This is a genomic window from Streptomyces sp. NBC_01216 (assembly GCF_035994945.1).
Classification (GTDB): Bacteria; Actinomycetota; Actinomycetes; order Streptomycetales; family Streptomycetaceae; genus Streptomyces.
Map to the genome: position 1 here is coordinate 4,582,826 of NZ_CP108677.1, position 25,821 is coordinate 4,608,646.

Sequence of the window (25,821 nt, forward strand, 5' to 3'; positions counted from 1 at the left end):
GGGAGCGTAAAGCGGATGTTCCAGCCGGTCGTGGACGTATAGGACGTATCCGTCCTTCGCGGACCCTCGCGCCGGTCGGCTGGGAAGATGTGCCACAGTTGCCACGTCCGCGCTGTGAGCACGTACGGTACGGCCACACAGGCGCGACGGCCGGGACGGAGTCGGGGACCGCCGGGGACACCGGGAAGGGGCAGCGGGTTGACCACGCACGCACCACAGACGGCGCAGTCCGTGACGCTGCCCGCCTCGCTCGACGAGGCCGTGGCGGCGCTGACCGCCATGCCCGCGGCGGTGCCCGTCGCGGGCGGCACGGATCTGATGGCCGCAGTCAACAAGGGCCAGCTCCGGCCGGCCGGACTCGTCGGCCTGAACCGGATCAACGAGCTCCGCGGCTGGCAGTACCAGGACGGTCACGCCCTGCTCGGCGCGGGACTCACCCACGCCCGGATGGGCCGCCCCGACTTCGCCGCCCTCATCCCCGCCCTGGCCGCCGCCGCGCGAGCCGCCGGCCCGCCCCAGATCCGCAACGCGGGCACCCTCGGCGGCAACATCGTCACCGCCGCCCCCACCGGCGACTCCCTGCCCGTCCTGGCGGCCCTGGAGGCCGACCTGGTCGTCATGGGGCCGCTCGGCACCCGCGAGATCCCCGTCTCCCACCTGCTGGCCGGCCGCGACCTGCTGGCCCCCGGCGAGCTGGTCGCCTTCGTACGGGTGCCGCTGCTGCACGCCCCCCAGGTCTTCCTGAAAGCCACCGGCCGCACCGGCCCGGCCCGCGCCACCGCCTCCGTCGCCGTGGTCCTCGACCCGGCCCGGCGCGGGGTGCGCTGCGCGGTCGGCGCGATCGCCCCGATGCCGCTGCGCCCGCTGGAGGCCGAGCACTGGATCGCGACCCTGGTGGACTGGGACGGGGACCGCGGACTGGCCCCGGAAGCGCTGACGGCCTTCGGCGAGTACGTCGCCGCCGCCTGCATCCCGGACCCGCAGGGTGACGAGCAGCTGCCGCCGGCCGTACTGCATCTGCGGCGCACCGTCGCCGCGCTGGCCCGAAGGGCACTGGGGAGGGCGCTGTCGTGAGCAACGGACACCACACCCACGAGCGTGACGGCGACGGCCGCCGCGCCGACGGGAACCGGTACGGCGGCCCGGACGAGTACGCGGGCGGCTGGCAGCCGATCCCGCAGAGCGAGGGGTACGACGGCGACGCCACGGCCTTCGTGCAGCTGCCGCCCGACTTCATGCTCGACGGCGTCCCCCTGGAGGCGCCGGGCCACGGCTACGTGCCGCCGATGATCACACCGCTGACGCCGCTGCACCCCGCTCCGAGCGCCCCGTCGGAGCAGGACCCGCGGGCGACCGGTCAGTGGAACTTCACGGAGGCCGTCGGGGCCGGGGCACCCGGGGAGACGGACTCCCGGCCGCTGCCCGGGGCCCCGTCGGAGCAGGACCCGCGGGCGACCGGTCAGTGGAACTTCACGGAGGCCGTCGAGGCCGCATCCCCGTCCACGGGCCAGTGGCGGATCCCGGTCGCCGAGGACGGCTCGGACGAGTCCGGCGAGTACACGACGTCCATGCTCGCGCAGTACGCGGGCGGGGATGCGGCCTCGCCGCCGGGCGGAGCGCCCGAACCGTGGGCGCCCGCGGAGACGGCGGAGCCGCACGCCACGACGGACCCCGCCGTGGACCCCGCCGCCCGCGGCGCCGAGCAGGGGTCCGGCCCCGCGCCCGATGCCGAGCCCGCTGACGCGCCGGATGCCCGGAACGACTCGGACGACGCCTTCCCGGAGGAGGCCGGCGCTCACGAGGCCGGCGCCGACGGGACCGGCGCCCCCGGCGCCCCCGCCTCCACGGCGCACGCCGAGCCCCCGCACCCGGACGCCCCCCTGGAAGACGCCCCCGCCGCCGGCGTCGTGGCCTACGGGTCTCCCCCCGACGAGAGCCCCGTCGCCCTGCCCGTCAGCAGCAGCGCGGACAGCGACGAACACCCGCACACCTCGTACGTCCTGCGCGTGAACGGTGCCGACCGGCCGGTCACGGACTCCTGGATCGGCGAGTCCCTGCTCTACGTCCTGCGCGAACGCCTCGGCCTGGCCGGCGCCAAGGACGGCTGCTCACAGGGCGAGTGCGGCGCCTGCAACGTCCAGGTCGACGGCCGGCTTGTCGCCTCCTGCCTCGTACCCGCCGCGACGGCCGCGGGCAGCGAGGTACGCACGGTGGAGGGCCTCGCCCACGACGGCCGGCCATCGGACGTCCAGCGCGCCCTGGCCCGCTGCGGCGCCGTCCAGTGCGGCTTCTGCGTCCCCGGCATGGCCATGACCGTCCACGACCTCCTCGAGGGCAACCACGCCCCCACCGAACTGGAGGCCCGCCAGGCCCTCTGCGGGAACCTGTGCCGCTGCTCCGGATACCGCGGCGTCCTCGGCGCCGTACGGGAGGTCGTCGCCGAACGCGAGGCCACCGCCGCGGCCGAGTCCGCCGACGACGCGCACATCCCGCACCAGATCCCGCACCCGCACGACGGAGGCACGGCGTGAGCAGCGACGACGCGACCACCGCCACCCCGGCGCTCGACCCCCGCCAGGAACTCCCCCCGCACGGCCTCGGCACCTCACTGCCGTCGTCGGACGCGCGGGCGAAGACCGAGGGCACCTTCCCGTACGCCTCCGACCTGTGGGCCGAGGGCCTGCTGTGGGCCGCACTGCTCCGCTCACCGCACCCGCACGCCCGGATCCTCTCCGTCGACACCACGGCCGCGGCCGAGATGCCCGGCGTCCGGGCCGTCGTGACCCACGCCGACATCCCGGGGGCGGCGACGTACGGCCGCGCCGTCGCCGACCGTCCGGTCTTCGCCTCCGAACTCGTACGGCACCATGGCGAGGCCATCGCCGCCATCGCCGCCGACCACCCCGACACCGCACGCCTCGCGGCGGCCGCCATCGCCGTCGAGTACGAGATCCTCGAACCCGTCACCGACCCCGAGAGGGCGTTCGAGGCCGAACCGCTGCACCCGGACGGCAACCTCATCCGGCACATCCCGCTCCGCTTCGGTGACCCGGAGGCCGTCGGCGAGGTCGTCGTCGAAGGGCTGTACCGGATCGGCCGCCAGGACCCGGCACCGATCGGAGCCGAGGCGGGGCTCGCCGTGCCGCGCCCCGACGGCGGCGTGGAGATCTACACCGCCTCCACCGATCCCCACACCGACCGCGACCTCGCGGCGGCCTGCTTCGGCCTCTCCCCGGACCAGGTCAAGCTCGTCGTCACCGGTGTCCCGGGTGCGACCGGCGACCGTGACGACCCCGGCTTCCAGATCCCGCTCGGCCTGCTCGCCCTGCGCACCGGCTGCCCGGTCAAACTCAGCGCCACGCGCGAGGAGTCCTTCCTCGGCCACGCCCACCGCCACCCCACACTGCTGCGCTACCGCCACCACGCGGACGCGGAGGGCCGGCTGGTGAAGGTGGAGGCGCAGATCCTGCTCGACGCGGGCGCGTACGCCGACGCCTCGTCCGAGTCGCTCGCCGCCGCCGTCTCCTTCTCCTGCGGCCCGTACGTCGTCCCGCACGCCTTCATCGAAGGCTGGGCCGTCCGCACCAACAACCCGCCGTCCGGACACGTCCGGGGCGAGGGCGCGATGCAGGTGTGCGCCGCCTACGAGGCACAGATGGACAAGCTGGCCTCGAAACTAGGCATGGACCCAGCCGAACTGCGCCTGCGCAACGCCCTGGCCACGGGCGACATCCTGCCCACCGGACAGACCGTCACCTGCCCGGCGCCGGTGGCCGAACTCCTCTCCGCCGTAAGGGACTTCCCGCTCCCCGCACTGCCCAAGGACTCCCCGGAGGACGACTGGCTGCTCCCGGGCGGCCCGGAAGGCGCGGGCGAACCGGGCGCCGTGCGCAGGGGCGTCGGCTACGCCCTGGGCATGGTCCACATGCTCGGCGCCGAGGGCACGGACGAGGTCTCGACGGCGACCGTGAAAGTCCAGGACGGTATCGCGACGGTCATCTGCGCGGCCGTGGAGACCGGTTCGGGCTTCTCGACCCTCGCGCGCCAGATCGTCCAGGAGACCCTCGGTATCGATGAGGTGCACGTCGCCTCCGTGGACACGGACCAGCCGCCGGCGGGGCCCGCGACGCACGGTCGGCACACCTGGGTGTCGGGCGGTGCGGTGGAGCGTGCGGCGAAGATGGTCCGCACCCAGCTTCTCCAGCCGCTGGCCCATAAGTTCGGCATGTCGACGGAACTGCTCCAGATCACCGACGGCAAGATCACCTCGTACGACGGCATCCTGTCGATGACGGTCGCGGAGGCCCTCGACGGCAAGGAACTCTGGGCCACGGCCCAGTGTCGCCCGCATCCGTCGGAGCCGCTCGACGGGTCCGGCCAGGGTGACGCCTTCGTCGGTCTGGCGTTCTGCGCGATCCGTGCGGTCGTGGACGTCGACGTGGAACTGGGCGCGGTCCGCGTGGTGGAGATGGCGGTGGCCCAGGACGTCGGCCGCGTCCTCAACCCGGCCCAACTCGCCACCCGCATCGAGGCGGGAGTCACCCAGGGTGTCGGCGCGGCTCTCACGGAGAACCTCCGCACGGCCCGGGGCCTGGTCCGCCACCCGGACCTGACGGGCTACGCACTCCCGACATCGCTGGACGCCCCGGACATTCGCATCGTGAAACTCGTCGAGGAACGCGACGTGGTGGCGCCCTTCGGTGCGAAGGCGGCGAGCGCGGTCCCGGTGGTCACCTCCCCGGCGGCGGTCGCCGCGGCAGTACGCGCGGCGACCGGACGCCCCGTCAACCGCCTCCCGATCAGGCCCCAGGCGGCGGTCGCCGTACCCAACGCGTAGCCGTGTGATCTGCGTTGCTTGTGCAACCCCGAAGGTGCGTGTTGTCGGTGGTCCTCGATACAGTGAACTTCTAGACTTTGTATGGTCTGTTGTTTCAACGGGGGAGGGACGGCACTGATGGCGGAGGCCAGGGAGCCGATGTCCGGTAGCGAGCGCTCGCTGAGGGCGGTCAATCCGGCGTTGGCGTCCACTCTGTACGACTACGAGTCCATCGCCGACTTCAAGACCAGGATCGACGACCTGATCACCAAGCTCAACGAGTCCCCCGCCGGCGCGAGGAACGTGGCTGCCGAGCCGGTTGCCCGGACGCAGTTCGGTGGCGGGGGCGAACTCTGGCGAGAGGCGTCAAGTGTCTTCGGTTCGTACGGGACGGTGCTCGCGAAGCTGAAGGAACTCTCCGGGATTCTGGGCGACTGCCTGGAAGGCATGGGGATCGCGGTCGTGGCGGCCAGCGACGGCTTCGCCCAGGTGGACGAGGAGAACCGGCGCCGGATGGCCGCCATCTTCGCGCGTACGCATACGGCCAAGGAGGCGGCCGAGAAGGCGGCCCGGCGGGAGCACGGCGCGGACGGTTCGGAGCGGGTCCAGCCCGAGCAGACCGCCAGCGACACCACGCTCGGCGAGTAGCGCTCGACGCGCGAGGACGTCAGGGAAGCGGGGGAAGAGACGGCACATGGAAATCAACGACAACGGTGGCGGCGGGGGTGGAACAAACTTCCGCTCCATGTCCCACCAGCACATGCTGGAGTGGCTCGACGCGGCCAGCAGCTTCTACGTGAAGGAGGCGGCCGACAGGCTGTCAAGCGCCGCCGCCGAGATGCGTGACATCGCGCAGCAGTTGCGGTTCCGCCCTGAGCGGGTGAACTGGAAGGGCGAGGCCCCGACCGCGCTGGTGGAGTGGGGAGCGAGCCTCGCCAAATCCACCTTCAGCCTCGCGGACTACAGCGACAACGCGGCCACGTGGATGAACGAGGCGTCCAACGCCATCGCCACCGCGCAGAGCGCCATTCCGCGCTACACCTCCCACGCGGAAGCCAAGGAGAACCTGGAGGCCGCGCGGAAGTACCACAACGACCCCGACTCCCAGACCATCGCGCGCAACGCACAGTCCTCCATGGCGGCGAGCGAGGAGGCCAAGGCGATCGCCGCGAAGGAAGAGGCGAACCGTCAGGCTGCGGCAGCCGAGATGGAGAAGCTGTCGCAGGCGTACTCCTGGTCCGAGGACCGGATGAAGAATGGCGCGACGCCGCCGACGTTTCCGCCGCCGCCTTCGGAGTACAAGCCGCCGCCTTCCCTTCGTAAACGTGACCAATATTCGTCGGAATACATCTATCCGAATGGGAGTAGCGGCTTTGCCGCAGAGCCTGGTGCTGGAGCCGCACCCTCTCAGGGCGGCAGTTCAGCCATGGGTGTTGGCGCGGTGTCTCCCGCGGCTGACAGCACTCTGTCTACTCGCCAGGCGCGACCCGAGGTTCCTGCGGACCTCGGTATCGACAGTGTGGGCACCCTGCCGCCCACGACAACGACGCCCTCTCCGACGTCGAACGGTCAGCCCCCGCTGGGTCGGCCGGACGGCGGTGTGACGCTACCGGCCATCGGGGGCACGGGCGTGCTCCCGCCTCCCGTGAGTGGTGGAACCACCGGAGGCGCGTCTCCCGGGGGTTCGCGTTCGCAGTCGGGTCTCGGCGGTCGGAGCGGTCTCGGGCACACCGGGCCTCTGGGCGGTACGGCGCGCGAGGGTATCTCCGGTGGCCGTGCCGTTCCGCAGGCTTCGGGGCGAGCGGCCACAGGCATCCCGCGCGGCACGGTGATCGGAAACGAGCACGGCACGGGCACCGGTCGCGCGCCCATGGGTCATGGGATGAGCGGTGGCCAGATGGGTTCGGGCGGTGGGCAGAGCGGCATCAGCGGCGGTCGTCGGCTCGCTGTCGAGTCGGGCGGCGTCGTGGGTGGCCGGTCGCAGCAACCGGGTACCGCGAGCGGACGCCCGTTCACACCTGGCGGTTCGGGTCTCGTCCGTGGTGGTACGCAGGGTGACGCTGCCCGGGGAGCCGGTCAGATGGGGCGCGGTGGAATGATCTCCGGCGGCACGCGCGGCTCGGATTCCCGCCGGGACGAGAACAACGGAGAGCGGCCGGACTACCTCGTCGAGGACGAGGAGACCTGGCAGCAGGGCGGCCGTCGCATCGCGCCGCCTGTCATCGACTGAGTAGCCAGAGGAACTAGATGCGTACCAGCAGTATTCGTTCGGACCGCGGTCGGGCCGTCGCTTCGGCCGCTCTGGGGATGCTGCTGGTGGGCATCGCATCCACCCCGGCGCACGCGGAGTCGGTTCGTTCTCGGCAATGGCACCTGGACATCATGAGCGCCGAGAAGATCTGGGAGATCACCACGGGTCGGGGCGTCACGGTCGCCGTGATCGACAGTGGTGTGGACAAGGACAACCCGGACCTCCGGGGCCGTGTTCTCGACGGCAAGGACTTCTCGCCTGGGGACCCGGGTGACGAGCACACTGATACGACGGGGCACGGCACCGGGATGGCCGGTCTCATCGCCGGTACGGGTGAGGCCAACGGAGGGGACGGCGCATTCGGCCTCGCGCCGGGGGCGAAGATCCTTCCGATCCGGATGCCGAACCCGGACCAGAACCAGAGTGCCAAGGTCGCCGATGAGCAGTTCAATGATGAGGTGTCACAGGCCATCCGGTTCGCAGCCGATTCCGGTGCCAAGGTCATCAACATTTCTCTCGGCGCGACGGAGGGATCGCAGCAGCTCACCGATGCCGTGAAGTACGCCTTGGACAAGGGCTCGCTGGTCTTCTCCTCCGTGGGGAACAGCGCCGACAAGGGTAACGAGGTCGAGTATCCGGGGGCCACCCCTGGAGTGGTCGGTGTCGGAGGCGTCGACAAGAAGCTGTCGCGGGTCAAGAGCTCCCAGTACGGCCCGCAGGTGGATCTGACCGGCCCGGGGGAGAAGACCCTCCACGCCTGTGGCGCCAATTCGGGTCTCTGTGAGTCGACCGGGACCAGTGACGCCACCGCGCTCGCCTCGGCCTCCGCCGCTCTCATCTGGTCCAAGCATCCCGAGTGGACCAACAACCAGGTCCTCAAGGTCATGCTCAACACCGTCAACCCGCCTGCCGGCAGCGGAGAGCGCAACGACTACCTGGGCTACGGTGTGATCCGCCCGCTTCGCGCGCTCAAGACCCCCGGGGACCCCGGTCCCGCCGATGTCCGGCCGATTCCGGATCTGCCCGCCCCGGAGTCCCCGTCGCCGTCTGGTGCGCCTTCCCAGCCGTCCGAGCAGTCCGGCGCCGCCGCGCCGGGCTCCGTTGCCCAGGAGGAGAGTGGCAGCAAGTCCGGCCTCTGGGTCGCCCTCGGTATCGGCGCCGCCGTGCTCGTCGGTGCGGCGGTCGCCGTGCCGGTCGTGCGTTCCCGGCGTCGTTGACGGCCGACAGGACCCAACGGTTCCCGCGGAGGGACCTGGCAGGCCCTTCGTAGGTCTCCTCGCGATCTGCGGAAGGGCCGCCAGGGGGCCGGCCGCGGGTCCTCACCGGCCGGTACGGCCGTTCCGCGGCGGGGACGCCACGTTCGGGCGTGACGGTTCCGCCCGCGAGTCCCCCTGCCGGCCGCCCCGGCGCCGGACCACTCGCCGCCCCACCGCCTCGGGGTGGTCGGTCCTACGACCAACGGACGAGGGCGTCGCGACTCGCGACAGGGCCCATTCCGCTGGTCGACCCTTACTCTGAGGGGCATGAGTGTCCTGGAGCCCCGCGACGCCGACGTCGCCCCGGCCGGAGAACCCGACGTCGTCCGGGCCGGAGAACCCGCAGCTCCTCCGAGTGCCGGAGGCTCCGTACTCGACCGGGACCACCGGGCGCTCACGACCGGCGTCGTCTGCGTCGTCCTCCTCATCGCCTTCGAGGCGACGGCCGTCGGCACCGCCATGCCGGTCGCGGCGCGGGAACTGCACGGCATCCCCCTCTACGCCTTCGCGTTCTCCGCCTACTTCACCACCAGCCTCTTCGGGATGGTCCTGGCCGGGCAGTGGTCGGACCGCGGCGGCCCGCTCGCGCCGCTCACCACGGGCATGTCCGCCTTCGCCGCGGGGCTCCTGCTCGCCGGCACCGCGAGCGGCATGTGGCCCTTCATCCTCGGCCGGGCCGTGCAGGGCCTCGGCGGGGGACTGGTGATCGTCGGGCTGTACGTGGTCGTCAGCCGCGCCTACTCCGAGCAGCTGCGGCCCGCGATCATGGCCGCCTTCGCGGCCTGCTGGGTCGTCCCCTCGGTCGTCGGACCCCTCGTGTCCGGAACGATCACCGAGCATCTCGGATGGCGCTGGGTGTTCCTCGGGATCCCCGCGCTCGTGGTCCTCCCGCTGGCGGTCGCCCTGCCCGCGATCCGTCGCACCGCCTCCGGCCCCGCCGATCCGGCCGCGCCGGTGCCGCCGTACGACCGGCGGCGCATCCGCCGCGCGCTCGCCCTGTCCGCCGGGGCGGGCCTGCTCCAGTACGCGGCGCAGGACCTCCGCCCGTTCTCACTGCTTCCGGCCGCCGCCGGGGCCGCGCTCCTCGTGCCCGCGGCCCTCGGACTGCTGCCGCGCGGCACCTACCGCGCGGTGCGCGGGCTGCCCGCCGTGGTGCTCCTGCGGGGTATCTCGGCGGGGGCCTTCATCGCCGCCGAGTCCTTCGTCCCGCTGATGCTGGTCACCCAGCGTGGCCTGAGTCCCACCCTGGCCGGCCTGTCACTGGCGGTCGGTGGCGCGACCTGGGCACTGGGCTCCTACGTGCAGTCCCGGCCCTGGACGGAGCCGTACCGCGAGCGGCTCGTGGTGATCGGCATGCTGCTCGTCGCGACGGCGATCGCGACCGCGCCGAGCGTGTTGGTCGCCTCGGTGCCGGTGTGGACCGTCGCGGTGGCGTGGGCGTTCGGCTGCCTGGGGATGGGCCTGGTGATCGCCTCGACGAGCGTGCTGCTCTTGAAGCTGTCCGCGCCCGCGGAGGCGGGCGCCAACTCGGCGGCCCTCCAGATCTCGGACGGTCTGTCGAACGTCATCCTGCTGGCGGCCGGCGGCGCGGCCTTCGCGGCCCTCGGTGGTGGGGCGATCGGGCACGGGACGGCGGCGGCCGCCGGTACCGTCTCGCATCCGTCCGCGTTCGTGGTGGTCTTCCTGCCGATGGCGGGCGTGGCGGCGGTCGGGGCGTGGGTGGCGACGCGGCTGGGCGGCCCGGCACCGCGTCCCTGAGACCGTCGGCAGGCGGACGAGCCACGCGCCACAGGGCCGAAGCCCTGCGCCGCCACGTGTCCCTGGAGGCCACGCTCGTCCGGGGGGCCGCCCTGCGACTGGCCGCGCGGCACGCTCCCCTGCTGCGCAGACTCGGCGAATGAACAGCCGCTTCCTCACCCTCGCCGAGGTGACGGAGATCGCCGGGGTCGCCTTCGGCGGCGAGGCCGCGCCCGAGCTCCGGGCGCCGGGGCTGCTGGAGTCCGCCGTACACCGGCCCCGGGCCCGGATGTTCGGACAGAGCGCCTACCGCGACCTGTACGAGCAGGCCGCCGCCCTGCTGCACGCCGTCGCCACGAACCACCCCTTCGTCGACGGGAACAAGCGCGCGGCCTGGCTCTCCGCCGCGGTCTTCCTGGCGGTCAACGGAGTCGATCTCGCCGAGGTGGATCAGGACCGGGCGTATGCCCTGGTCATCGATGTCGCCGGTGGCGTGCAGACGGACATTCCGGGTATCGCGGAGCGACTGCGGGACTTGTGAGGACCGTCTCACAGGCCCCGGCCACGGCCTTGTACGCGCCGGGTCGCGGCGACCGCACCGGTAGGGTGGCCCGGTTGTCATATCTGGACGAGCGTCGAACCGGAGACCGTGACTACCACCGCCACCTCCTCCCACCACCTCTCTCCCGCCTTCCCGGGCCGTGCCCCCTGGGGTACCGCCAACAAGCTGCGTGCCTGGCAGCAGGGCGCCATGGAGAAGTACATCCAGGAGCAGCCCCGCGACTTCCTCGCGGTCGCGACCCCCGGGGCCGGAAAGACCACCTTCGCGCTGACCCTCGCGTCCTGGCTGTTGCACCACCACGTCGTGCAGCAGATCACCGTCGTCGCGCCCACCGAGCACCTGAAGAAGCAGTGGGCCGCGGCGGCCGCCCGGATAGGGATCAAACTCGATCCCGACTACAGCGCCGGACCGCTCAGCAAGGAGTACCAGGGCGTCGCCATCACCTACGCCGGTGTCGGTGTCCGCCCGATGCTGCACCGCAACCGCTGTGAACAGCGCAAGACCCTGGTGATCCTCGACGAGATCCACCACGCCGGTGACTCCAAGTCCTGGGGCGAGGCGTGCCTGGAGGCGTTCGACCCGGCCACCCGTCGACTCGCCCTCACCGGTACGCCCTTTCGCTCCGACACCAACCCCATCCCCTTCGTCACCTACGAGGAGGGCAACGACGGGATCCGGCGGTCCTCCGCGGACTACACCTACGGCTACGGCAACGCCCTCGGCGACGGGGTCGTTCGGCCCGTGATCTTCCTCAGCTACAGCGGCAACATGCGCTGGCGCACCAAAGCGGGAGACGAGATCGCCGCCCGTCTCGGCGAGCCGATGACCAAGGACGCCGTCTCCCAGGCATGGCGCACCGCCCTGGACCCGCGCGGCGACTGGATGCCCAACGTGCTGCGCGCCGCCGACCAGCGGCTTACGGAGGTCAGGAAGGGTATCCCGGACGCCGGCGGCCTCGTGATCGCCTCCGACCAGGACTCCGCGCGTGCCTACGCCAAGCTCATCCGGGAGATCACCGGCAGCAAGGCCACGGTCGTCCTCTCCGACGAGGCCGCCGCCTCGAAGCGGATCGACGAGTTCAGCGGGAACGACGACCGCTGGATGGTCGCCGTCCGCATGGTGTCCGAGGGTGTCGACGTGCCCCGCCTCGCCGTCGGCGTGTACGCCACCACCATCTCGACCCCGCTGTTCTTCGCGCAGGCCGTCGGACGTTTCGTGCGTTCGCGCAGGCGCGGCGAGACCGCGTCGGTGTTCCTTCCCACGATCCCCAACCTCCTCGGCTTCGCCAACGAGATGGAGGTCGAGCGCGACCACGTTCTCGACCGGCCGAAGAAGGACGGCGAGGAGGACCCCTACGCCGAGTCCGAGAAGGAGATGGCGGAGGCGGAGAAGCAGCAGGACGAGGACACCGGCGAGCAGGACATGCTGCCCTTCGAGGCGCTGGAGTCCGACGCCGTCTTCGACCGCGTCCTCTACGACGGCGCCGAGTTCGGCATGCAGGCCCACCCGGGAAGCGAGGAGGAGCAGGACTACCTCGGCATCCCCGGGCTCCTCGAACCCGATCAGGTGCAGCTGCTCCTCCAGAAGCGCCAGGCCCGGCAGATCGCACACAGCCGGAAGAAGCCGGACACCGAAGCGGACCTCCTCGAACTTCCCGCCGAACGGCGACCCGTCGTGTCGCACAAGGAACTCCTGGAGCTGCGCAAGCAGCTCAACACGATGGTCGGGGCGTATGTCCATCAGAGCGGCAAACCGCACGGGGTCGTCCACACCGAACTGCGCCGGGTGTGCGGCGGGCCGCCGAGCGCCGAGGCGACGGCCGGACAGATCCGCGAGCGGATCAAGAAAGTACAGGAATGGGCGACCCGCATGCGCTGACCTGCGGGAACAGGAGGATCTCGGGCCCGTGCGCACCGCTGCGCACGGGCCCTTTCCCGGTGCGCGGCGGAGGCTTCGGGGGAGTGGTCCGAGCGCCACGGCGGGGCTCCGGCCGCGGCCCGTGATGCCCGGCCGACATAGTCGATCTTGTCCGCTGAAGTCCGCAGTCCGAACGACTTTGTTCGCTAATCGCCTCTATCCGGTCGCCCGCGCCCGGATTCTGGACGAGGTCTTCCGCTGAGCGGAGTGGGTCGCTACTGTCCCCCGCAATGCAATCGCCCCGTGGCAGCGCCGCCGCGGAGCGCAGCCGGTGCGCATGGCCTGCCGGCGGCCTCTGACGTGCGTCGCCGACGGGACCGGTGTCGCAGCTCTCGTTTGAAGGACCGCCGTCACTCACTCCGAAGGAGAGGGCGTCGTGACCGCGGAAACCTCCCAGACGCTCGACCGGGGACTCAGAGTCCTCAAACTGCTCGCCGACACCGACCACGGCCTGACCGTCACCGAGTTGTCCAACAAACTCGGGGTCAACAGGACCGTCGTCTACCGTCTGCTCGCCACACTCGAACAGCACGCTCTGGTGCGCCGCGACCTCGGCGGGCGTGCCCGCGTCGGTCTCGGCGTGCTCCGGCTGGGCCGCCAGGTCCATCCGCTGGTACGCGAGGCGGCGCTCCCGGCGCTGCGCTCGCTCGCCGAGGACATAGGTGCCACCGCCCACCTCACCCTGGTCGACGGGGCGGAGGCGCTGGCGGTCGCGGTCGTCGAACCGACCTGGACCGACTACCACGTGGCCTACCGGGCCGGTTTCCGGCACCCGCTGGACCGGGGCGCGGCGGGCCGGGCCATCCTGGCCGCCCGGCAGGGCAACCTGATCGAACCGGGCTTCACGCTCACCCACGGCGAGCTGGAGGCCGGCGCGAGCGGCGCCGCGGCACCCCTGGTCGGGATCACCGGCATAGAGGGCAGCGTGGGTGTCGTGATGCTCGCGGACGCCGTACCGGAGCGCGTCGGCCCGCGCGTGGTGGACGCCGCCCGGGAAGTGGCGGACGCACTGCGCTGACGGTCACGCGCGGAAGAGGCCCGCACCGCTCTCCCGGCACCCGCGCTCCACGCCAATCCAGCGCCACGCCCGGTCGCACCCCCGCCGCGTCCGTCCGGGCTCCGGGGACCCCGGAGCAGGCGTCCCCGGACGCGCTCCGGGGAAGCGGCGGCGGGCCCACCGGCGAGCGGGCCGGTCCGTGGCCCCGGGCCGTACACGGCGGGCCGACCAGTAGATTGGGGGCGTGCTCTCCCGTCTCACGCGCCCCCGTGCTCTCGCGCTCTGTGCCCTGCCCGTCGCCGCGCTCTTCGCGTTCGTCGGCCTGGCGCCGCTGCCGTACGCCATCGCGCAACCCGGATCGACCGCCGACGTACTCGGTGTGAACAAGGGGCGCCAGGTGATCACCATCACCGGCGTGCCGGTCCGCGAGACGAAGGGCGAGCTGCTGATGACGACGATCCTGGCGACCGGACCGGGTGTGGACAACGACCTCGCGGACGTGGCCGACGCCTGGATCCGGGCCGACCGGGCCGTGCTGCCGCACGACCTCGTCTATCCGCCGGGCAAGTCGGACGCCGAGGTCGAGAAGTACAACCTCGGGCAGATGAAGGAGTCCCAGGACGCCGCGACCCTCGCCGCCCTCGATTACCTCGGCCTCGACCCGAACGACGTAGAGGTCAGGCTCGAGCTGGCCGACGTCGGCGGACCGAGCGCCGGTTTCCTCTTCTCCCTCGGGATCGTCGACAAGCTCGAAGGCGACGGTTCCGGCGGCGATCTGACCGGCGGCCGGACCATCGCGGGCACGGGAACCATCGAGCCGGACGGGACCGTCGGGGCGGTGGGCGGGGTGTCCCTGAAGACCCAGGCCGCAGGCCGGGACGGGGCGTCGGTCTTCCTCGTCCCGCTGGCCGAGTGCTCCGACGCCCAGGCGGAGCTCCCCGAGGGCATGCGGCTGATCCCCGTCTCCACCCTCAGCGACGCGATCGAGTCGCTGAAGGCATTGCAGCAGGGCAGTGAGACGGGGGTCCGGCACTGCTGACCGGGGAGCAGGGGCGGTACCGCCACGTCCGTCCCACGCCGGCACGGGAAGACGACCGGAGCGAGCGTGGCGAGGAGGTAGGCGCCGGCGGCCGCGAGCAGCGCCGTCGTCGGACCCGCCCGTTCGATCAGCAGTCCGGCCGTCAGACCGCCCAGCGGGGTCGTCAGGAGTACCCCGGCCGTGGTCGCGCCCGACACCCGGCTCCTCAAGACGTCGGGTACCTGCTCGTAGATGACCGTCGTGAGGATCGGGTTCAGCACACCGGCCCCGAACCCGGCCAGGGCCATCGTGACGAGCAGCGGCGGCGTGGTGTCGCCGAACGCCGCCACGACGAACGGCGGAGCGCCGCACACCAGGAATCAGCGTGATACCGAGCGGCAGGCGTGAGCGGAACAGGAAGGCGTCCCCCTCGCGCAGGTCCGCGCGGTAGCGGGAGAGTGAGAAGGCGGTGGCGCCGCGGCCCGGCGAAGGCCACCGTGCGTATGCCCGTCAGGACGAGCATGGCGGAGAGCGTGAAGGTCGCGGCGTCGACGAGCAGGACCGTGTCCGCCCCGATGAGAGCGACCAGGACGCCCGGGAGGGCGGCACCCGTCATCCTGGCCCCGCGCGCCACGGCGTCGTACAGACTCGCGACCCGGGGAACGGCGTCCCGGCGAGACGGGCCAGGTCGGGCATCAGGACGTGCCGGGACATCTCGCCGGGCGCGTGGAACAGTCCGGTCACCGCCATCAGCGTGCACAGCATCCAGAACTCCAGCAGCCCCGCGCGGTGCAGGAGTGGGATCGCCGCGAGTGCGAGCGCGCAGACGAGGTCGGAGCCGGCGCTGACCCGGAGGCGTCCGATCCGGTCGATGACAGGGCCGCCGCCGATCGCGGCGAAGCCGACGGGGACGGCCGCGCAGAACGCGACCAGCCCCGCCTTCCCGGGGCTTCGTGAGCTCGAGCGCGAACCACGGGACGCCGATCAGGGCGAGTGAATTGCCCGTGATCGACATGGCGTTGGCGGCCAGAAGGGCCGTCAGCGGAGTGCGTCCCCCCGGTGTGGTCATGCCGCGACCGTGTACGCCTCGCTGCTCGGGCGGCCGGGGGTCACGGCGAGCATGAGTCCCCACTCGACGAGCTTCCAGCCCAGCTGGACACGGACAGGGGTGGACGGCGGCCGGACTGCCGCCTCGCGTCGCAGTGCGGCGGACTTCAGGTGGTGCAGCTGGAGGTGAATGTCGGGGTGCATGACTCCGGGTCCTTCCGTGCAGGGCTGAGGCACCCGTGGCCGTGCCGGCCACGGATCGTTACGCGTGCTGCGGTGCTGCGGTGCTGCGGTGCTGCGGTGCTGCGGTGCTGCGGTGCTGCGGTGCCGGGGGCTTCATGCCCGCAGCCGGGAGCCGTGGCGGCGGGCATGTGCCCGGACCTCGGCCGGGAGCGCGGCTCAGCGCTCCCGCTGGGGGAAGGCGTGCAGGTGCATCCGTACGCGGTGGGCTTCGGGGGCCTCGGCCTCGGCGTCCTCGCGGTAGCTGTCGATGAGTTCGTGGACCTTCTCGTTGAGCTCGCGCAGCTTCCCGGGCGGGAGCCGCAGCGTGAAGTCGCTCATGTCCGAGGCCGCGGCCCAGTCGTCGTCCCAGTCGCGGCGCGTCCCGAGCCAGGTCGACAGCTCCTGCGTGTGGATCGTCGCTATCTCGTGCAGGAAGATCTCCACGGCACCCTGCACCTCGGGGTCGGGGTTCTCGTAGAGCGCCGAGTCGAAGGCCGTCCCCTGCTGGGCGGCCTTCCACCACCGCTCCCGGCCCTTCCCCTGGGACGGGTCGTCCTCGACGAAGCCGTGGGCGGCGAGCTGACGCAGGTGGTAGCTCGTGGCGCCGCTGGACTCGCCCAGCCGATCGGCCAGCTGGGAAGCCGTGGCCGGCCCGTGGTGCCGCAGGGCGCGCAGCAGTTGTATGCGTAGCGGATGTGCCAGTCCGCGCAGGGATCGAGGGTCCAGCGTGCGGCTCAGGAACTCTTCGGGCTCGGACATGACTCAAGGCTAGAGTTGCAAAGAAGCAGTTGCAAGAGGTTCTTTGCATAGATTCTTTGCATGGTCCGCCGAGGTGTCCGGACAGGCGGCGCCCCCCACGCCGGTCCGCGACCGCCCCGCCCCCGGACGCGGGCCTACAGCGGCTCGTCCCCCGCCGCCTGCTCCACCAGGGGAATGACCCGCAGCGGCACCGGATTCTCCATCACGATCGCCGTGGACGCCCGTACGATTCCCTCGAAGCCGACGACCCGGTCGATGACCCGCTGGAGGTCGGCGTTCGAGCGTGCGACCAGGCGGCACAGCATGTCGCCGTGCCCCGTGGTCGTGTGCAGTTCCAGCACCTCGGGCACGGTGGCCAGGTGGGCCCGTACGTCCTGCCCCTGGCCCTGCTTGATCTCCAGGGTCGCGAAGGCCGTCACGGGGTAGCCGAGCGCGGCCGGGTCGACCTGCGGCCCGAAGCCTCGGACGACACCGCTGGACTGGAGCCGGTCGAGCCGCGCCTGGACCGTTCCGCGCGCCACACCGAGCCGCCGCGACGCCTCCAGGACCCCGATCCTCGGCTCCCGCGCGAGCAACACGATCAGGCGGCCGTCCAGATGATCGATCGCCATAGTGACCTCCCGATGGGCATCGTGTACAGATAGCCCGCCCATATTGGTCTTTCGCTGTGCAGATTGACCAGCCTCCAGGCGAACTATTGCGCATCTTGTGGATCGGCGGGACTCTGCCGCTATGGCAGACAACTCGATGACCATCGACCCCACCCCTTCCACGGCGCGGCAGGCCGATCCCTTCCCCGTGAAGGGAATGGACGCGGTCGTCTTCGCCGTCGGCAACGCCAAGCAGGCCGCGCACTACTACTCCACGGCCTTCGGTATGAAGCTCGTCGCCTACTCCGGACCGGAGAACGGCAGCCGCGAGACCGCCAGCTACGTCCTCACGAACGGTTCCGCCCGCTTCGTCTTCACCTCCGTCGTCAAGGTCTCGACCGACTGGGGCCGCTTCCTGGCCGAGCACGTCGCCGAGCACGGTGACGGCGTGGTCGACCTCGCGATCGAGGTGCCGGACGCGCGCGCCGCGTACGCCTACGCGGTCGCGCACGGCGCCGCCGGCATCACGGAGCCGTACGAGCGCAAGGACGAGAACGGCACCGTCGTCCTCGCCGCCATCGCCACCTACGGCAAGACCCGCCACACCCTCGTCGAGCGCTCCGGCTACGACGGCCCGTACCTCCCCGGCTTCGTCCCGGCCGCTCCGATCGTCGAGCCGCCGGCCAAGCGCACCTTCCAGGCCATCGACCACTGCGTCGGCAACGTCGAGCTCGGCAAGATGAACGAGTGGGTCGGCTTCTACAACCAGGTCATGGGCTTCACGAACATGAAGGAGTTCGTGGGCGACGACATCGCCACCGAGTACTCCGCCCTGATGTCGAAGGTCGTCGCCGACGGCACGCTCAAGGTCAAGTTCCCGATCAACGAGCCGGCGATCGCGAAGAAGAAGTCGCAGATCGACGAGTACCTGGAGTTCTACGGCGGTGCGGGCGTCCAGCACATCGCGCTCGCCACGAACGACATCGTCGCCACCGTGCGGGCGATGCGGGCGGCGGGCGTCGCGTTCCTCGACACCCCCGACTCGTACTACGACACCCTCGGCGAGTGGGCGGGCGAGACCCGCGTGCCGGTCGAGACGCTGCGCGAGCTGAAGATCCTCGTCGACCGCGACGAGGACGGCTACCTGCTCCAGATCTTCACCAAGCCGGTCCAGGACCGTCCGACCGTGTTCTTCGAGATGATCGAGCGGCACGGCTCCATGGGCTTCGGCAAGGGCAACTTCAAGGCCCTGTTCGAGGCCATCGAGCGCGAGCAGGAGAAGCGCGGAAACCTCTGATCCGACGCCGCCCCGGCCCCGCCCGGAGCACCCCGAGAACCCGGGACACCTACCCGGACGCCGTACCCGGGACCGCGTACGGCATCCGGGACCCCGGACAGATGTGGCCCCCACGGAGACCCTGACCCGTGGGGGCCGCTTCCGCCTGGAACCCCGTCGGGCCCTACGGCCGAGGCTCCCCCGGAACCTCCCGCGAAGCGGACCGCTCCGCTCGCGCTGTCCCGGGAACCCCCGGCGTCTCGGGCGCACCCGGCGCCTCCGCGTCACCGGACGAGGTGCCGCCCGTCCTGGCGGCGCCCGCCGCCCCACTCCCCGCCGCCGGGTTCCTCGCCGGTGCCTTCTTCTCCGTCCCGGTCTTCGCCGGTCCCGCTTCCGACTCCGGACGCAGTTCCTCCGGCAACTCGTCCGACGGGGCACCGAGCGCCGCCACCGCCTCCCGTGCCCGCGGCGCCAGCAGCGGCGAGAAGTACGGATTGATCCGCAGCGCCTCCGCGAGGTGCCGACGGGCCGGCCCGTACTCCTCAAGAGCCTGCTCGATGACACCCCGGTGGTAGGCGAACAGCGCGCTGCGCATGCCCTCCTCCGTCGCCCGCTTCGCGTAGGGCAGTGCCTCGCGCGCCCGGTCCGCGCGGTAGAGCGCCCAGCCCAGCGCGTCCGCCACCTGCATCGAACCGTGCCCGCGCGCCCATTCCGCCTGCAGCCGCCGCACCGCAGCCGCCGGGTCCCCGTGGTCCGCCTCGTACAGACCCAGCACCACCTGCCCGTCGGCGCCGTTGCGCCACGCCTCCGTGCGCAACCGCTCGTACAGCGAGCGAGCGTCACCGTCCAGCCCCATCGACTCGTGCAGTTCGCCGGCCGCCAGGACGTACTCCGGAAGGGGCGACTTCTCCAGCACGGTGCGGTAGTCGCCCGCCGCCTCGTCGGTACGGCCCAGCGCCGCCCGAGCCCGCGCCCGCCCGGCCAGCGCCGGACCGTGCCCCGGCACGACGCGCAGCGCGGTCCCGTACTGGGCCAGCGCCTCCTCCGGCTCGCCCCGCTCCCAGGCCAGATCACCCAGCCGGGCCAGCGCCGCCGCCTTCTCCGGCGGCGTGCCCGCCAGCGCGGCCGCGTGCTCCGCGTCCGCCCAGGCGTCCTCCCGCCAGCCGTGATCGCGGTGCACCCGCGCGGCACGCGCGCTGACCATCGCGCCCGAACGCAGCTTCTCCAGCGTCTCCATGGCCTTCCGGGCGGACGTGTAGTCGCCGATGCCGCTGTAGGCGTCGATCAGCACCGGATACGTCGACCAGCGCTTGGGGTTCGCCTTGCGGACCTGCTCGGCGAACGTCCGCGCCGACTTCCACTCGCCGCGCGCGTTCGCCAGCAGCCCGAGTCCGAGCTGGGCGTCCAGGTTCCCGCCCGCGGCCGACCGTTCCCTCAGGGAACGCCGCAGGGCCTGTTCCGCTTTCGGAAAGGACGCGGCGTCACCCAGGCGGGCACCCCGCTCCGCGTAGGCGGCGCCGAGCACCGCCCAGGAGGCGTCGTCGTCGCCGTGTTCCGCCAGCCACTTCTCCCGGTCGTCGATCAGCGCGGCCAGATCGGGCAGTGCCGCCGGGGCGCCGGTCCGGGCCGCGAGCGTCGCCCGCGCGGCGGGGCCGTTCGCCGCCGGCGCCCCGTCGTCGAACAGGCCGGGCAGGAGTGCCGGGAGGTACACCAGTGCCGTGGCCGCGCACACCGCGCCCACCCCGGCGACGAGAATCCTCCGCGACACGTTCTCCGTCTTCATGACGCGCTTCATGGCGCTCACTGTGCGGCAGTACGAAGAGCACACGAAGCGTCCACTCCGCTCGGCCAAGTCGAACGTCCGGCGGGTTCACACCGATGGCCCCGGGTGCCAGGCTGGACGTATGGACGATCTTCTGACGCGGCTCCACGAACGCCTTTGCGCGGGACTACCCGCCGAGGCGGTCCTCACCGACCCGGACGTCACCGCCTCCTACAGCCGCGACATGGCGAGCTTCTGCGCGGCGGGGAACCCCGCGGCCGTCGTGCTCCCGCGCACCGTCGAGCAGGTCCGGCACGTCATGCGGGTCGCGACCGAACTCCGCGTACCGGTCGTCCCCCAGGGCGCGCGTACCGGCCTGTCCGGTGCCGCGAACGCGTCCGAAGGCTGCATCGTGCTCTCCCTGGTCGCAATGGACCGGATCCTGGAGATCGACCCGGTGGACCGGATCGCCGTGGTGGAGCCGGGGGTGGTGAACGCCGCGCTGTCGCGCGCGGTGAACGAGTACGGCCTCTGCTACCCTCCTGACCCCTCCAGCTGGCAGACGTGCACCATCGGAGGGAACATCGGCACCGCGTCGGGCGGGCTGTGCTGCGTGAAGTACGGGGTCACCGCCGAGTACGTCCTCGGCCTCGACGTCGTCCTCGCCGACGGCCGGCTGCTCTCCACCGGCCGCCGCACCGCCAAGGGCGTCGCGGGATACGACCTGACCCGGCTCTTCGTGGGCTCCGAGGGCAGTCTCGGCATCGTGGTCAGGGCGGTGCTGGCGCTCCGTCCCCGGCCGCCACGACAGCTGGTGCTGGCGGCCGAGTTCCCCTCGACCGGGGCCGCCTGCGCGGCGGTCTGCAGCATCATGGAGCGGGGCCACACCCCCTCACTGCTGGAGATCATGGACCGCACCACGGTGCGCGCCGTCAACAAGCTGGCCCACATGGGGCTTCCGGAGACGACCGAGGCGCTGTTGCTGTGCGCCTTCGACACACCCGAACCGACGGAGGACCTGGCCGCGGTCGGGGAGCTGTGCGCGGCGGTCGGGGCGACCGAAGTGGTGCCGGCCGCGGACGCCGCCGAGTCCGAACTGCTCCTCCAGGCCCGCAGGCTGTCACTGACCGCCCTGGAGGCGATCAAGACGGCGACGATGATCGACGATGTGTGCGTGCCCCGTACGAAGCTCGCCGCGATGCTCGACGGCACGGCCGCCATCGCGGAGAAGTTCGGGCTGACGATCGGTGTGTGCGCGCACGCGGGCGACGGCAACACCCATCCGGTGGTCTGTTTCGACCACACCGACGAGGACGAGTCGCGTCGGGCACGGGAGTCCTTCGACGCGATCATGGCACTGGGCCTGGAACTGGGCGGCACGATCACCGGCGAACACGGCGTGGGCACTCTGAAAAAGCAGTGGCTGGCAAGGGAGTTGGGTCCGGTGGGGATGGAACTGCAGCGTGGTATCAAGCGCACCTTCGACCCTCTCGGCCTGCTGAACCCCGGAAAGCTCTTCTGAGCCCCGGAGCACTCCGCCGCACCACGAGGGTCCGGCCGACCGCCGACCGTTGCCGCACGGCCGCCGGTTCGCGGTCGGCCGGGCCCCGGGCGTCCCCGGGAACCCCGTCCCGCTCCGACACCGCGCTCCGCGACCGTGCTCAGCCCGCTCACCTCTCTCCGTCCTGCGACTCGTCCGAGGGCCAGGGGTCGCCCATCCACAGCTCGTCGGCGATCACGGTCGCGGCGAGGAGTTCCGCCAGCCCCTCGTCGATGCCGAGCCGCTCCGACTCGGTGCCGGGCGGGACGGCGCGCATGGTCCGCTCCAGCCAGGCGGACACCTGCGCGGCCGGTGCCTCGAGCAACGCGTCGCCGTCGGGGGAGGACAGCGCCATCAGGACGACGTTGCGGCCGTCCACCTTCGTCGGCCAGATCCGCACGTCCCCGTGACCACAGGGCCGGAAGACGCCCTCGACGAGCAGCTCGCGGGCGAACGTCCAGTTGACCGGGTGGTCCGAGCCGATGTGGAAGACGATGTGGACGGCATAGGGCTCGTCGGTCCGGTAGGCGAGCCGGGCGGGCACCGGGATGCTGCGCTCCGGGGACAGCACCAGCTTGAGTTCCAGTTCCCGCTCGACCTCGGTGTTCTCGGTGTTCTGCATGGGGTGACGTCCTCTCCGGTACGGGGCCCCGGGCGGGCCCGCACGGGGAGAGACAGCGGTCCCCGCCGGTCATGACGCGACTTCGGCAACTTTTTTCCGGAAGTTCCCCCGTCCGCCGCCGAGCGAGCACCGTCCCCGGCGCGAACCGGGCGACGGGCGGGCTCCTCGACGGCGAGAGGGGCCACGCTGCGTGACGGCGCATCCGGCGGAACGCATCGGCGAGCCCCGCCCTGAACATGACGGTGAGTCGCCGAATCCGCCGGATGTCCCCCGAAGGCGGCCTTTCTCTCCGGCTCCTTCCTCCCTGGGCGGCGTTCTTCGTTACTGTCCTCCTTGGGCCGACGGGCCCGATGGTCCAATCAGCGTTGTAACGGAACGGAGTCGGGGCAGTGGCTACTCCTCCTGGAGGCGGCGGAGAGGTACCGCAGGCCGGGTACTACCCGGACCCGTCCATTCCCGGGTACATCCGGTACTGGAACGGGGCCGCCTGGGTTCCCGGGACGAGCAGGCCCGCGCCCGGGGACGGTGAGGCCCCGCCGGCCGCGCCCGCCTCCTCGATGCCCGCGGGACCCACACCGGCACCCGGCAGGGCGCCCGCTCCGACGCCCTTCCCCGCTCCGGCACCCGTCCCCGCCCCGGCGCCCGCACCGGCCGTGGACGAGACCGGTCCCGTCTTCTTCGACGAGGAACCACTCGCCGGGACGCGCTCCGCACCCGAGCCCGCCTCGGCATGGCAGGCGGACGCCTCCCGCCAGACAGGCTTCGGCGGCGACCGCGACCAGCGGGTCTCCTGGGGCTCACCCGAGGCCGACCCGAGGACCCCCGCGGCGCACCCCGGCCCGCTCGGCGCTCCGACGCCGGAGGAAGCGGCCCAGGACCACGGTCCGCGCGTCCCCGCCCAGGACCCCCGGGCCGCCGTCCCACCGGAGGCACGGGCCGCCACGCCCGAGGCGCGCCCCGAACCCGCTCCCGCCGCCCGCCGGCCGGCGTCCTCGCCCGCCCGCCTCGGTGGCATGCCGGTGAGCCCTGCCCCGGCGGCCGATCCGACGGGCGGCGCGCTGCCCGGCGTACGGCAGCCCGCGCACCCCCGTCCACCCGGCGACGGTGCCCTGAAGGGCCGTCCGGCGGGCGCGTCACCCTCCCCGGTGTCCCCCGCCCCGCAGACATCCCAGGCCCAGGCGTCCCCGGCGCCCGTCGCCACCGGGCCCGGTGGCGGCGCTCCCTCCTGGCCGCAGCAGGTGCACCAGCTCGCCCAGCCCGGCGCCCAGGCCCCGGCGGCCGGCTCCGATCAGCCCGCCCCGCCCTGGAAGCCGCCCGTCGAGGATCCGTTCCTCCAGGCCGCGCGCGCCCAGGCCGCCGCCCGTCCCGCCGGTCTGGGCAGGAGGCTGGCCGCCCGTCTGGTCGACACGCTCGTGTTCGGGGCGATCGCCGGAGGCGCCGCCTTCCCCTTCGTCACCCGGGCCGTCGACCACATCGACGCCAAGATCGAGGCGGCCAAGCAGACCGGCACGACGGTGCAGGTGTGGCTTCTGGACGGCACCACCTCCGTCGACCTCGGGATCGCGCTCGCCCTGTTCCTGGTGCTGGGCGTCGTGTACGAGGCACTGCCCACCGCACGCTGGGGCCGCACGCTGGGCAAGAAGCTCTGTGGCCTGGAGGTGCGGGACATCGAGGCCCACGAACCGCCGACCTTCGGTGCCGCGCTGCGCCGCTGGCTTGTCTACGGTGTCCTCGGGCTGCTCGTCCTCGGCGTGCTCAACGTGCTGTGGTGCCTCTTCGACCGTCCCTGGCGCCAGTGTTGGCACGACAAGGCGGCCCGTACCTTCGTGGCCGGCTGACCGGGTGGCCGGGCCGTGTCAGCCTGTCGTCCGAAGGTCCCCTGACAGCTCTGAGCCGAGAGCCTGCCGGGTGCCTTTCGAGCGCGCGGGCGTCGGCTCGACGACGACCTTCGCGACCCCGCCGGGGTGACTCCGGGGCGACGGCGGGGTCCTCCTTCGGGTCTTCCGTCCGCCGTCGCGCGTGCCCCCGGCCTTTGCCCCAGCCCCGGTCTTGGCCCCTGATCCGCCTTGGCCCCAGCCCCGCCGTCGTGCGTTCCGTCAGCAGCCGTACGTCCCCCGGCGGCTGACGCCGTGCACCCGTACGGTTCGGTCGAGAGAAGCCCCGGGGCGCGTCCCGTCGGCGGACCCCCGCCGTGGCCGGTGACGAAGGCCCGTTCGGCGGTCCCCCGGACGGGCCGCGAATCTTTGCGGTGTCCCGGCCCCCGGGGTGCACTGCCCCCATGAGCAACGACCAGCCGACGTCCGGCCAGCCGCCCGAGGACGACCCGTTCCTCAAGAAGCCGCAGGACCCCACGCCGCCGTCGACGGGGCCGGGTTCCCCTTACGGGAGCGGGTCTCCCGAGGGCCGGCCGCCGGAGGGTCCGCCCCCCGAGGGGCCTCCCCCGGGGGGCCCGTACGGATCGCCGTACGACAACGCCCCGCCGCCCCCGCCCTCTGGGTCCCCCTACGGCGACGGGGGTGGCTACGGCCCTACCGATCCGCTCGCCGGGATGCCGCCGCTCGCCGATTCCGGACGGCGCATCCTCGCCCGCGTCATCGACTGGCTGATCATCGCCGTGCCGCTCGCGATCATCGGCATCCCGTTCGACGTCTACCAGCGGGCGACCGACAACAACGCCGACTTCGGCGACACCGTGAACAGTTTCAACGGGGGCAGTCAGCTCGTCTTCCAGCTCATCACCATCGTGGCGTATGTCGCCTACGACACCGTGATGAACGCCAAGGCTGGTCAGACCCTCGGCAAGAAGCTGCTGAAGCTGCGGGTCGCGATGCTCAACGACGGCTCCACGCCACCGATGAACGCCTCACTGATCCGCGCCGTCGTGCTCTGGCTCCCGGCGCTGATCTGCTGCGCCTGCCTGTGGCCGCTGCTCCTGCTGATCCTGATCCTGGTCGACAAGCCCTTCAAGCAGGGTCTGCACGACAAGGCCGCCAAGACCGTGGTGGTGTCCGTCCCCCAGTAGTCGCGGGAGGCGGGGCCGCTCCTCGGCGGGGGCGGGACGCGCCGGTGTCTCGCGGGCGGAGCCGGGACGCCTGCCCGGCACTCGGGGAGGACGGTAGGGAGCGAGGGCAGGGGAGTCAGGAACCGATCCGGGTCTCGGCCCCCGCGCCCGCGTGCACGGCCGGCACCCGGACCTCCTCGTCCGGGGTGCTCCGCGGGACGGGCACGGCCGTCATCGGGACGGCCGGTGTCCGACGCCGCGCGGGCATCGTGACCGCCACGAGCAGACCCGGAAGCAGTCCCGCCACGCAGATCACGGCGATCCCGAGCGTGGTCGTGGCGCGGGACAGCAGGAGCAGGGCGACGGTCGAGAAGACGACGGTGGCCGAACCGTAGGCGAGCTGTGCGGCGTTGGGACGCGGCATGACGGGTACCGTCCTCGAAGCATC

21 protein-coding genes and 1 pseudogene are annotated in these 25,821 nt (G+C 72.2%); 15 read left to right on the forward strand and 7 right to left on the reverse strand.

Annotated elements, in window-relative coordinates:
• Positions 1-198 precede the first annotated feature (198 nt).
• The 11 genes from OG393_RS20330 (at position 199) to OG393_RS20380 (ending at position 14,575) form a co-directional block, all read left to right on the forward strand.
• Positions 199-1,074, forward strand: a complete 876-nt coding sequence (locus tag OG393_RS20330; RefSeq protein WP_327376093.1) for an FAD binding domain-containing protein — start codon at positions 199-201, stop codon at positions 1,072-1,074.
• Entirely contained in the window at positions 1,071-2,531 is a 1,461-nt protein-coding gene (locus OG393_RS20335) for a 2Fe-2S iron-sulfur cluster-binding protein (protein WP_442817335.1), read from the forward strand. Before OG393_RS20330 ends, OG393_RS20335 begins: the two co-directional genes overlap by 4 nt.
• Positions 2,528-4,837, forward strand: coding sequence for a xanthine dehydrogenase family protein molybdopterin-binding subunit (locus OG393_RS20340; RefSeq protein WP_327376094.1), 2,310 nt, complete (start codon positions 2,528-2,530; stop codon positions 4,835-4,837). The genes OG393_RS20335 and OG393_RS20340 overlap by 4 nt, the downstream gene beginning before the upstream one ends.
• A 117-nt stretch (positions 4,838-4,954) precedes the next feature.
• A complete protein-coding gene (locus tag OG393_RS20345) occupies positions 4,955-5,464 on the forward strand; it encodes a hypothetical protein (RefSeq protein ID WP_327376095.1) in 510 nt (169 codons plus the stop codon).
• A gap of 46 nt (positions 5,465-5,510) precedes the next feature.
• The gene (locus OG393_RS20350) at positions 5,511-7,046 is read left to right on the forward strand and encodes a hypothetical protein (RefSeq protein ID WP_327376096.1); all 1,536 of its coding nucleotides are present in this window, start codon (positions 5,511-5,513) and stop codon (positions 7,044-7,046) included.
• A gap of 17 nt (positions 7,047-7,063) precedes the next feature.
• Positions 7,064-8,284, forward strand: a complete 1,221-nt coding sequence (gene mycP / locus OG393_RS20355; protein WP_327376097.1) for a type VII secretion-associated serine protease mycosin — start codon at positions 7,064-7,066, stop codon at positions 8,282-8,284.
• Between the two features lie 306 nt (positions 8,285-8,590).
• Positions 8,591-10,081: an MFS transporter gene (locus tag OG393_RS20360; protein ID WP_327376098.1), complete on the forward strand. Its 1,491-nt coding sequence runs from the start codon at positions 8,591-8,593 to the stop codon at positions 10,079-10,081.
• 139 nt (positions 10,082-10,220) lie between these two features.
• On the forward strand, positions 10,221-10,601 hold the full coding sequence (locus OG393_RS20365) for a type II toxin-antitoxin system death-on-curing family toxin (RefSeq protein ID WP_327376099.1): 381 nt from the start codon (positions 10,221-10,223) through the stop codon (positions 10,599-10,601).
• A 108-nt stretch (positions 10,602-10,709) separates the two neighbouring features.
• A complete protein-coding gene (locus OG393_RS20370; RefSeq protein WP_327376100.1) occupies positions 10,710-12,500 on the forward strand; it encodes a DEAD/DEAH box helicase in 1,791 nt (596 codons plus the stop codon).
• 415 nt (positions 12,501-12,915) lie between these two features.
• On the forward strand, positions 12,916-13,557 hold the full coding sequence (locus OG393_RS20375; protein WP_327376101.1) for an IclR family transcriptional regulator: 642 nt from the start codon (positions 12,916-12,918) through the stop codon (positions 13,555-13,557).
• Between the two features lie 223 nt (positions 13,558-13,780).
• Entirely contained in the window at positions 13,781-14,575 is a 795-nt protein-coding gene (locus OG393_RS20380) for a S16 family serine protease (protein ID WP_327376102.1), read from the forward strand.
• 20 nt (positions 14,576-14,595) lie between these two features.
• Here OG393_RS20380 and OG393_RS20385 read toward each other — a convergent pair.
• The 4 genes and pseudogenes from OG393_RS20385 to OG393_RS20400 form a co-directional block, all read right to left on the reverse strand.
• Positions 14,596-15,623, reverse strand: a pseudogene (locus tag OG393_RS20385) (MFS transporter); the annotation flags it as partial.
• A complete protein-coding gene (locus OG393_RS20390) occupies positions 15,620-15,805 on the reverse strand; it encodes a hypothetical protein (RefSeq protein WP_327376103.1) in 186 nt (61 codons plus the stop codon). The gene OG393_RS20390 and the pseudogene OG393_RS20385, both read right to left, overlap by 4 nt.
• Positions 15,806-16,000: 195 nt before the next feature.
• Positions 16,001-16,582, reverse strand: coding sequence for an ArsR/SmtB family transcription factor (locus OG393_RS20395; protein ID WP_327376104.1), 582 nt, complete (start codon positions 16,580-16,582; stop codon positions 16,001-16,003).
• A 134-nt stretch (positions 16,583-16,716) separates the two neighbouring features.
• The gene (locus OG393_RS20400; protein WP_327376105.1) at positions 16,717-17,193 is read right to left on the reverse strand and encodes an Lrp/AsnC family transcriptional regulator; all 477 of its coding nucleotides are present in this window, start codon (positions 17,191-17,193) and stop codon (positions 16,717-16,719) included.
• Between the two features lie 136 nt (positions 17,194-17,329).
• Here OG393_RS20400 and hppD point away from each other — a divergent pair, with 136 nt between their 5' ends.
• Positions 17,330-18,469 carry a 4-hydroxyphenylpyruvate dioxygenase gene (hppD, locus tag OG393_RS20405; RefSeq protein ID WP_327378494.1) on the forward strand — a complete coding sequence of 380 codons (1,140 nt, stop codon included), beginning with the start codon at positions 17,330-17,332 and terminating at the stop codon, positions 18,467-18,469.
• Between the two features lie 163 nt (positions 18,470-18,632).
• Here the strand turns inward: hppD and OG393_RS20410 are convergent, their stop codons facing one another.
• Complete coding sequence (locus tag OG393_RS20410) at positions 18,633-20,243, reverse strand: tetratricopeptide repeat protein (RefSeq protein ID WP_327376106.1); 1,611 nt, start codon at positions 20,241-20,243, stop codon at positions 18,633-18,635.
• A gap of 109 nt (positions 20,244-20,352) precedes the next feature.
• Here OG393_RS20410 and OG393_RS20415 point away from each other — a divergent pair, with 109 nt between their 5' ends.
• Entirely contained in the window at positions 20,353-21,732 is a 1,380-nt protein-coding gene (locus OG393_RS20415) for an FAD-binding oxidoreductase (RefSeq protein ID WP_327376107.1), read from the forward strand.
• A gap of 148 nt (positions 21,733-21,880) precedes the next feature.
• Here the strand turns inward: OG393_RS20415 and OG393_RS20420 are convergent, their stop codons facing one another.
• Positions 21,881-22,372, reverse strand: a complete 492-nt coding sequence (locus tag OG393_RS20420) for an SsgA family sporulation/cell division regulator (RefSeq protein WP_327376108.1) — start codon at positions 22,370-22,372, stop codon at positions 21,881-21,883.
• A 389-nt stretch (positions 22,373-22,761) separates the two neighbouring features.
• On the opposite strand from OG393_RS20420, the gene OG393_RS20425 reads away from it, so the two are divergent.
• On the forward strand, positions 22,762-24,210 hold the full coding sequence (locus OG393_RS20425) for an RDD family protein (RefSeq protein ID WP_327376109.1): 1,449 nt from the start codon (positions 22,762-22,764) through the stop codon (positions 24,208-24,210).
• A gap of 440 nt (positions 24,211-24,650) precedes the next feature.
• The gene (locus tag OG393_RS20430) at positions 24,651-25,394 is read left to right on the forward strand and encodes an RDD family protein (RefSeq protein WP_327376110.1); all 744 of its coding nucleotides are present in this window, start codon (positions 24,651-24,653) and stop codon (positions 25,392-25,394) included.
• A 115-nt stretch (positions 25,395-25,509) separates the two neighbouring features.
• Here the strand turns inward: OG393_RS20430 and OG393_RS20435 are convergent, their stop codons facing one another.
• Positions 25,510-25,797: a hypothetical protein gene (locus OG393_RS20435; RefSeq protein WP_327376111.1), complete on the reverse strand. Its 288-nt coding sequence runs from the start codon at positions 25,795-25,797 to the stop codon at positions 25,510-25,512.
• Between the last annotated feature and the right edge of the window lie 24 nt (positions 25,798-25,821).